Here is a 7,762-nt window from a genome sequence, read left to right as displayed (position 1 = left end):
TTTATACTGCGAAATATCCGTTTAAGTCAATAACATTAAGAAAGCATTGACAAAAATGTTCCTTTTTGATCGGTGGCATCGTGGCTTTGTCGGCCAATGAGATACCACCACAGTGGTTGAAACAGCGTGAACCCCTGCCTGTCTTGTAAGGGGCCTGGAAATTTCTATTTTTCCCGTAAGATTTATGATATAAAATGGGAACATTTATAATTCCCTTATGAGCGAGGCTAACTCAATGCCCGAGAGAAGCTTGGACTGGTTAAAGCAAGCGGAAAAGGACATAGAAAAGGCCAAGTTAGATATTGATGGGGATTACGAGGAATGGAGCTTTATCAAGAATATCCAGAGAGGAAAGATCGTTCTCGACGAAAGGGGAAGGATTTGAAAGGCAAGATGACTTATAAGAGCGCCGGAGTGGACATCGATGCCGGAAAAAAGTTCGTCGATTTAATCCGGCCGATGGTCCGCAAGACTTTCCGGCCAGAGGTGATCACGGACATCGGGGGATTCGGGGGTCTTTTTTCCTTCCCCGCCAAAAAATATAAAGACCCTGTCCTGGTCTCCTCCACGGACGGAGTCGGAACCAAATTGAAAGTGGCTTTTATGGTGGGAAAACACGACACGGTAGGTATAGATTTGGTCGCCATGTGCGTCAATGACATTGTCGTCCAGGGAGCGGAACCCCTTTTCCTTTTGGATTATCTGGCTACCGGCAAACTCTCCTTGGAAGTTTCCACGCAGATCATCAAAGGGGTGGCCAAGGGGTGTAAAGAAGCGGGATGCGCCCTGATCGGAGGGGAGACAGCGGAGATGCCTTCTTTTTATAAAGAAGGAGAGTATGACCTGGCCGGATTTACGGTAGGGGTCGTGGAGAGGAATAAAGTCATCGACGGCTCTTCCATCCGGGCAGGGGATCAACTTATAGGCATCGGGGCCAGCGGGCTGCACAGCAATGGGTATTCTCTGGCGCGGAAAGTGCTCTTCGAACGTATGCGGTTGAAACCGAATCGTAAGGTTCCAGGTCTTTCCCGCACGGTTGGTGAGGAATTGCTTGTGCCCACTCGCATTTATGTCAAGCCTATCCTCAACCTGCTTGAAAATTTCCATATCCATGGGATCGCCCACATTACCGGTGGAGGGATCACGGATAATCTGCCGAGGGTCATCCCTAAGGGATGTAAAGCGGAGATCCATAAGGACACCTGGCCCGTACACCCCATTTTCCGGATCATTCAGGAAGGGGGAAACGTACCAGAAGAAGAGATGCTTCGTACTTTTAACAACGGCATCGGGATGATTATAGCCGTCCCGCTTAAGGAAGCCGCAGGAGTCATCTCTCGACTTAAAGGATTGAAAGAGAAGGCTTACCCGATTGGAGAAATCGTAAAAGCCAAACCAAAGGAGAATGCAGTCCAGTACCAGTGAGGAGAAATATGGTTAATCTGGGAGTTCTGGTTTCGGGGAGCGGTTCAAACCTGCAAGCGATTATTGATAACATCGGATCAGGTCGGGTGGATGCCCAGATCAAAGTTGTTGTCAGCAATGTTCCCGACGTGTATGCCCTGGAGCAGGCCAGGAAACATAATATTCCTTCTGTAGTCATCCGCCATAAGGAATGCAAAACTCGGGAAGAGTTTGATCAAAGGTTGGTGGAAATTTTAAAGGCTCATGAAGTGGAACTGGTCGTTCTGGCGGGGTTCATGCGCATTATTACCCCCGTACTTTTAAGATCTTTCCCCATGCGGGTCATGAACATACACCCGGCTTTACTGCCAGCCTTTCCGGGAACGCACGTGTGGCAGACCGAAGTGGATTCCGGGGTGAAGTTTGCCGGTTGCACGGTTCACTTTGTGGATGAAGGGACAGATACGGGGCCCATCATCATCCAGGCGGTGGTGCCCGTCTATGAAGATGATACGGGCGATACATTGAATGCTCGAATTTTGAAGCAGGAGCATAAAATTTATTCCCAGGCCATTCAGCTTTATGCCGAAGGGCATTTGGAAATTCAAGGACATCGTGTCTTGGCCAAGGGGATCCCCAAGGTTCCGGACGCTTTTATGATCAACCCACCAGCCAATATTTTTGATAAATGAACCACGAAATTGTCTTGGTCAGCGCCTGTTTGATAGGTTTGAACTGCCGGCATGATGGGGGGCATGCCTATTGCCCGGAAGTTTTTGATGATCTTTTCAATCGTCATTTCATACCGGTGTGCCCCGAGCAATTGGGCGGGCTACCCACGCCGAGAATTCCGGCAAACATTGAGGGAGGGGATGGCAGAGAGGTGTGGCAGGGCTTAGCGAGGGTCATTAACAAGGCAGGGGAAGATGTCACATGGGCCTTCTTAAAAGGAGCAAAGGAAGCTCTGTGCATTGCCCAAACGGCCAAAGCAAAAAAGGCTATTCTCAAAGACCACAGCCCATCCTGCGGATGCCAGGCCATTTACCGGCAGGAAGGATTGGTCAGGGGGGTGGGAGTTACCGCCGCTATCCTGGCGGAAAACGGGTTAGAAGTGGTCTCCGAGTTGGGTGATCCGGTATTAGTGAATAGGATTCAGCCGGATAAATAAATTTCTTGCGAAAAATTTTTTATTGTGGTATATAAAAAAATAAAGCAGGGAAAGTACCCTGCTGTTTATTTTTTAATTCGCGGAGGAATTCAATGGCTCGATCGTGTGGGATCTGTGGAAAGGGCCCCCGGGTGGGGAATAAAGTGAGCCATGCTAACAACCGGACCAAACGCCGCTGGTATCCAAATTTACAGCGGGTTCACGCCATCCAAAAAGGCACAACCCGGAGGATACGAGTTTGTACACGCTGCCTGCGCTCAGGTTTGGTGGTTAAAGCTGTTTAATAAAAAAGTGCCAAGTTTCGAGTTACAAGTTTCAAGTTCAAAAAATGAACCCGAAACCCGGAACACGTAACTCGTAACTTTCCCCTGCTTTAAGCTTCAGCTCTTTTTTCTTCTTTTTCCATTGCGGGTAAGCCCCGCAAACGTTCCACTTTCAGGACACTCTTGAGTTTGGTCAGCGACCGGAAGGCGTTTTGTAAATGCTTAAGATCGTGGACCTCTAACTCGAAATTACAAATTGCCCTCTTGTCTTCGGTTGTAGCTACATCCGCCCGGATGATGTTCACTTCTGAGGAGGCCAACGCCGAGCTAATCTCGGCGAGCAAACCCTTCTTGTCGTTGCAAACAACACGAACGCGTACGGCATGGATGGCCTTTTCCTTCAAGTTCCAGGAAACGGGGATCATTCGTTGAGGTTCGCTACCCAGGATATTGGGACAGTCGGCCGTATGAACGGTGACCCCTCGGCCCCGGGTAATGTAGCCTGAAATCGCATCGCCGGGAAGAGGGTTGCAGCATTTACCGAATCGTACCATCATATCCTGGATTCCCCGAATCTGAATGCCACTGGGTTCTCCGCGGATTTTTTGGGCCAAACGCCTAAGGCGGGATTCTTCTTTTTTTTCTTTTTCGAGTTTTTCGGGAGGGATCAGTTTGGTGATAATCTGGGTGGAGGAGACGTTGCCGTATCCTACTTCGGCCATCAAGTCATCGAGGGATTGGAAGGATAATTCGCTGACGATCTTCTTCATCTCCTCGGACTTGAGGATTTTGCCAAAGTCCAGGTGGTATTTTTTAAACTCCCGTTCGCAGATCTCTTTACCCAGGTCCAGCGAGCGTTCCCGGGCCTGGGCTTTGATCCATTGCCGGATCTTGGTGCGGGCGCGGGAGGTTTGGACGAACTTCAGCCAGTCTTTGCTGGGCTGATGTCCGGCGGCAGTGACGATCTCGACGATATCGCCGTTTTTAAGCTGGTAACGCAGGGGGACGATCTTGCCGTTGATTTTCGCCCCCACACACTGGTTGCCGATTTGCGTATGGACGCTGTAGGCGAAGTCTACCGGGGTAGAACCAACAGGGAATTGTTTTACATCTCCTTTGGGTGTAAAAACATAGACTTCGTCGGGAAAGAGGTCGATCTTCACCGTCTCCAGGAACTCTCTGGGGTCGCGCAAATCCTGCTGCCATTCTAAAAGCTGCCGAACCCAGGCGAATTGTCTGCTGTCCTTGGCGGTAATCTCCTTACCTTCTTTATACTGCCAGTGGGCGGCGATGCCCTCTTCAGCCGTGCGATTCATTTCTTCCGTGCGAAGCTGGATTTCTACTCGCTCCCCGTAGGGGCCGATTACGGTCGTGTGTAACGATTGGTAGCCGTTGGCTTTAGGCATAGCGATGTAATCTTTGAAACGTCCGGGTACGGGCTTCCAAAGAGAGTGGATAATTCCCAGTGCTTCATAACAGTCTTTAACCGTGTCTAAGATGATGCGAAAAGCGATGACATCATACACCTGCTCAAATTCCAAACTTTGAGCTTTCATCTTACGGTAAATACTATAAAAATGTTTGGGTCGACCACTAACCTTCCCCGTTAGGCTATAAGAGGAAAGTTTCTCGCCAATGATGGAGCTGACCTCCTGGATGTATTTTTCTCGTTCTTCTTTTTTCCAGGCCACTTCGCGCGCCAGTCTTTGGTATTCTTCCGGATAGAGGTATCGGAAGGATAGATCCTCAAGTTCCGTCTTGATCCGATCGATGCCCAGCCGGTTGGCCAGGGGCGCATAAATATCCAAAGTTTCCTGAGCGATTTTAGTCTGATTTTCTGGTAAAAGGTGCTGCAGGGTACGCATATTGTGAAGTCGATCAGCCAATTTGATGAGGACAATGCGGATATCTTTGGCCATGGCCAGGAGCATTTTGCGGAAATTCTCCGCCTGCTGTTCTTCTCGGGTGGACAAGGTTATTTTGCTGATTTTAGTCAGTCCGTCCACCAGACCGGCGATCTCAGGCCCGAAAGTCTGTTTGATTTCATCGGGGGTGGTGAAGGTGTCTTCCACGGTATCGTGCAGGAGCCCCGACGCCACGGTGGCAATGTCCATTTTCATATCGGCCAAAATGGCCGCAACTTCTAAGGGGTGGATGAGATAGGGCTCGCCAGATAGACGAACCTGCCCTTGGTGAACCTTGGCGGAAAAAACGTAGGCCTTTTCGATCAGGCCAAGGTCAGCCCCGGGAAGGTAGCGATACAGCTTTTCCAAAATATCGTTGAGGCGAATCATAAAAAAAGTTTAAAGTTGAAAGTTGAAAGTTTCAAAGTTTAAAAAAGAATTATAATTCCCAACCCGTAACCTTAAACTTGAAACCCGCAACTATTTTTTCGTCTGAGAGGTGATCCAGTTTTGCACCCAAGAGAGAGCTTGTTCCAGTTTCACCATATGGACTTCGCCGGTCCGGCGGACTTTGACTTCCACCATATTATTTTTCAAAGTTTTTGCGCTGAGGGTTAAACGCAGGGGGATGCCGATGAGATCTGCATCTTTAAACTTTACTCCCGGAGCCTCTTCGCGGTCATCAAAGAGGGTACGAATCCTGTTTTCCGATAATCTTTGGTAGACTTTTTCCGCCTCCTGCCGGACGTTTTCCTGCTTGAGGTTGACAGGTAAGAGGTGAACGTCAAAGGGGGTTAAAGGTAAAGGGAAAATGATCCCGTCTTGATCATAACTTTGCTCAATGGCGGCGGCGATGATGCGGGCCGGACCGATGCCGTAACTACCCATGACAATAGGTTTTTCCTGTCCCTGGCGGTCAAGGTAGAGTGCTTTCAAGGGAAGGGAGTATTTTGTTCCCAGTTTGAAGATATTCCCGATCTCGATGGCTTTCTCGACCCTCAGGGAGGAATGGCATGCCGGGCAAGTATCTCCTGACATGGCCATATGGATATCGGCAAATTTCGCGGTAAAATGTTTCCCAGGAATAACGCCCCGGAGGTGGTAGCCTTCGCGGTTGGCCCCGGCGACAAAAACTCCTTGCTGCAGGGCAACATCCGCGATCAGAGGTAGGTTGCGGCCCGGGGCGAGGCTGACCGGACCGAGAAAACCTGCCTCTACCCCGGCATACTCTTTCACCTCTTCCCGGTGGGCTGGGCGAAATTCTCCCACCAGACGTCTGAATTTTTTCTCATGAAGCTTTTGATCTCCGCGGACTAAAGCCAGGATAGGGCCATCTTTGCCCATCAGAAGCAAAGATTTAATGGTCAAACGCGGGTCGATCCCGAGGCAAGCGCAGACCTCCTCAATGGTCCGGGAATCGGGCGTGGCCACTTCTTCCAGGTCCCAGACAGGGGAAGATGCAGGTAAGGGTTGGGAATTGGCCAGCTCCATATTGGCAGCATACCCGCAATTATCGCAAAGAGCCACCTCGTCCTCACCGGCTTGGCTGGGGGCCATGAATTCGTGGGCGCCCGCTCCACCCATCATCCCCGGGTCGCTCTCCACAGCATAATATTTTATTCCGCACCTTTGAAAAATTTTGCAGTAAGCATCGTAATGAAGCTGATAGTTATGGTTCAATCCAGCAGAGTCCAAATCCAGGCTGTAGGAGTCTTTCATTAAAAATTCACGGGTGCGCAGGATGCCTCCTTTCGGCCGGGCTTCATCCCGGAGCTTGGTCTGAATTTGGTACCAGATCTGGGGGAGGTCCCGGTAGGAACGGATTTCCCTTGCCGCCAGCCAAGCAACGACTTCTTCATGGGTCATACCCAAAACCATATCCCGTTTCGTTCGATCCTGGAGGCGAAACATTTCGTCTCCGATGTCATACCAGCGTCCGGATTGTTGCCAGATTTCCGCCGGATGGAGGACGGGCATGCTTATTTCCTGTCCGCCGATGGCGTTCATCTCTTCCCGGATGATGGCATTCACCTTTTCCAGGACCCGCAGGCCGAGGGGTAAATAAATATAAAGCCCGGCCGCCAACTGTCGCACCATACCAGCCCTGACCATCAGCTTGTGGCTAATTGCTTCGGCGTCTGCCGGGTCTTCTTTATAAGTTTGGAGCAGCATTCTGGAAAAGCGCATAGACAATCCTTTTCATTGGTTTTTTAGCATCAATTCCGCTTCGGAGATTAATGCCGTGACCATTTCCTCTGCTTTTACCTCGCGGATGACCTTCCCCTTACGAAAAAGCAGCGCCGTTCCCTTTCCGGCGGCGATACCCACATCGGCTTCCCGGGCTTCTCCGGGACCATTCACGGAACAGCCCATGACGGCTACATGAAGGGGCTCTGACCAGCCCGAGAGGCGTTCCTCAACCTCCCGGACCACAGGAATTAGGTTGATTTCGCTCCGTCCGCAAAGGGGACAGGAAATAATCTCCACTCCCCGGCGGCGAAGCCCCAACGCTCTCAAGATATGGTAAGCGGCTTTCACTTCCAGGGTTGGGTCGGCGGTTAACGAAACGCGAATGGTATCCCCTATCCCTTGGTATAGAAGAATCCCTAAACCCACGGCCGACTTGATCCCCCCGGAGAACAGGGGACCTGCTTCGGTAATACCGATATGAAGGGGATAGTCGGTCAACAGGGAGATCTTCTGGTAGGCGGCTATGGTGGCTAAAGGATCTGAGGCTTTGAGGGAGATCTTAATGAGGTCGAAACCTTGGTCTTCCAACAAGCGAACGTGATGAAGGGCGCTATCTACTAAGGCATCTGAAGAAGGATGGCCGTATTCTCTCAGGAGTTTTTTCTCCAATGAACCGGAGTTAACGCCGATTCGAATGGGTACCTTTCTTTGTTGAGCTGCTCTGGCCACCTGGGCAATGCGCTCCCGAGTTCCTATGTTTCCGGGGTTGAGGCGCAAACCATCTATGTTGACCACCGTCAGGTTCAACCCGTAACGCTCGCCGATTGCCCCCC

The 7,762-nt window shown here is 50.6% G+C and carries 8 protein-coding genes; 5 read left to right on the top strand and 3 right to left on the bottom strand.

Annotated elements, in window-relative coordinates:
• Positions 1–235: 235 nt before the first annotated feature.
• The 5 genes from Q7V48_13810 (at position 236) to rpmB (ending at position 2,856) form a co-directional block, all read left to right on the top strand.
• Entirely contained in the window at positions 236–385 is a 150-nt protein-coding gene (locus Q7V48_13810) for a hypothetical protein (GenBank protein ID MDO9211802.1), read from the top strand.
• Between the two features lie 8 nt (positions 386–393).
• On the top strand, positions 394–1,425 hold the full coding sequence (purM, locus tag Q7V48_13805; GenBank protein ID MDO9211801.1) for a phosphoribosylformylglycinamidine cyclo-ligase: 1,032 nt from the start codon (positions 394–396) through the stop codon (positions 1,423–1,425).
• Between the two features lie 8 nt (positions 1,426–1,433).
• The gene (purN, locus tag Q7V48_13800) at positions 1,434–2,096 is read left to right on the top strand and encodes a phosphoribosylglycinamide formyltransferase (protein ID MDO9211800.1); all 663 of its coding nucleotides are present in this window, start codon (positions 1,434–1,436) and stop codon (positions 2,094–2,096) included.
• Entirely contained in the window at positions 2,093–2,572 is a 480-nt protein-coding gene (locus Q7V48_13795) for a DUF523 domain-containing protein (protein ID MDO9211799.1), read from the top strand. Before purN ends, Q7V48_13795 begins: the two co-directional genes overlap by 4 nt.
• 92 nt (positions 2,573–2,664) lie before the next feature.
• Positions 2,665–2,856, top strand: a complete 192-nt coding sequence (rpmB, locus tag Q7V48_13790) for a 50S ribosomal protein L28 (GenBank protein MDO9211798.1) — start codon at positions 2,665–2,667, stop codon at positions 2,854–2,856.
• Between the two features lie 89 nt (positions 2,857–2,945).
• Here rpmB and Q7V48_13785 read toward each other — a convergent pair whose 3' ends face one another.
• From Q7V48_13785 to ispG, 3 genes are all read right to left on the bottom strand, one after another.
• Positions 2,946–5,129 (bottom strand): bifunctional (p)ppGpp synthetase/guanosine-3',5'-bis(diphosphate) 3'-pyrophosphohydrolase, encoded by a 2,184-nt coding sequence (locus Q7V48_13785; protein ID MDO9211797.1) that lies wholly within the window; start codon positions 5,127–5,129, stop codon positions 2,946–2,948.
• Positions 5,130–5,219: 90 nt separating this feature from the next.
• Positions 5,220–6,926 (bottom strand): proline--tRNA ligase, encoded by a 1,707-nt coding sequence (locus tag Q7V48_13780; GenBank protein ID MDO9211796.1) that lies wholly within the window; start codon positions 6,924–6,926, stop codon positions 5,220–5,222.
• A gap of 12 nt (positions 6,927–6,938) precedes the next feature.
• Positions 6,939–7,762 (bottom strand): flavodoxin-dependent (E)-4-hydroxy-3-methylbut-2-enyl-diphosphate synthase (ispG, locus tag Q7V48_13775; protein MDO9211795.1); only part of this gene is annotated, 824 nt, incomplete at its 5' end.

The sequence above is a fragment of the Deltaproteobacteria bacterium genome, assembly GCA_030654105.1.
In the GTDB taxonomy this organism is placed as follows: domain Bacteria; phylum Desulfobacterota; class SM23-61; order SM23-61; family SM23-61; genus JAHJQK01.
Note: the sequence above shows the minus strand (reverse complement) of the source record. Positions and strands in the feature narration are given on the sequence as shown.